Below are 1,020 nucleotides of genomic sequence, written 5' to 3' on the forward strand. Positions count from 1 at the left end.
CCAGGCCGCGCCGCCCATGCGGTGGGTGCCGAGGCCGTAGCCGGACGGCGAGTCGGTGATCTGCGGACGCCAACCGAAGGCGCGGATGCCCCACGCGAACAGCTCTCCGAGCCGCGCGATCTGGATCGGCGTGTAGTCCTCGGTGTCGGACCCTTCGCATTCGCAGCTGATCCAGTACGGGTTCCCGGCGCCCTCGGCCCACGCTTTGTCGCCGAACTCGACGTACTGTTCGAACCCGCCGGCTTTCGACAGCCACAGGTGAGAGCTGACGCCGCTGGCCGGGTTGGAGAACCAGCCGAACAGGCTCGAGCGGCCCATCTGGACGTGCGGGATGAGTCCGCGGGTGGGCTGGACCATCCCGCCGTCGGAATGGTTGATCGGGATGATGCGCTGTTTCGCGCCCGGGTAGGTGGTGGGGTAGGTCATCGCAGCAGACCTCCGAGCTGCCACAGAAGCGGGCCGAACACGACGGCGAGAGCGATGGCCAGGCGGAGGCGGGCCGCGGCCCGCCAGGCCGGATGCCGGCCGATCGGGCGCATGCCTGGTGGTGGGGGGTCGTCGGCGGCCGCCAGGCGCTCGCTCCACTGCGCCCAGTCGGGCCGGGGGCGGGGATGTCGTGCGGTGGGACGCGGATGCACGGGTCGCCGTCGCGGACCTCGTCCCAGAAGCTGGCCATCAGCCGGGCCTGGTCATGGGTGGGTGCCGTGGGTGTGCAGGTGCGCGGCGAGCTCGCCCTCAATGCGGGTGACGCGGGCGTCCAGACCGGTCAGCGGCGCGACGGCCTGCTCGAGCGCCTGGAGCCGGTCGGAGAGTGGCGCGACGGCCTGCTCCAGGGTGTCGAGGCGCTCGGCGACGCCGGGTACCCGCCGGTGGCCGCGGATCTTGTCCTCTGCGGTGCCGCACACCACGTCCCGGACAGCGCGGATGTCCGGGACCACGTCTCGGATCGTGCGGATGTCCCGTCGGTTGGCTCGGGTGCGCCTGGCCCATGCGATGGCGGCGGGTACGACAGCGGCTAGG

Annotated in this window: 3 protein-coding genes; all 3 read right to left on the minus strand. The window is 72.1% G+C overall.

From position 1 onward, the window contains the following. Positions 1–426 (minus strand): N-acetylmuramoyl-L-alanine amidase (locus FREUN1FDRAFT_RS39180; RefSeq protein WP_006546008.1); only part of this gene is annotated, 426 nt, incomplete at its 3' end. Beyond that, positions 423–638, minus strand: a complete 216-nt coding sequence (locus tag FREUN1FDRAFT_RS44820) for a hypothetical protein (RefSeq protein WP_157475869.1) — start codon at positions 636–638, stop codon at positions 423–425. The genes FREUN1FDRAFT_RS39180 and FREUN1FDRAFT_RS44820, both read right to left, overlap by 4 nt. A 51-nt stretch (positions 639–689) precedes the next feature. Beyond that, positions 690–1,020: hypothetical protein (locus FREUN1FDRAFT_RS39185; RefSeq protein WP_006546010.1), on the minus strand; the 331-nt coding region annotated here is incomplete at its 5' end.

The organism is Parafrankia sp. EUN1f, from assembly GCF_000177675.1.
Lineage (GTDB): Bacteria > Actinomycetota > Actinomycetes > Frankiales > Frankiaceae > Parafrankia.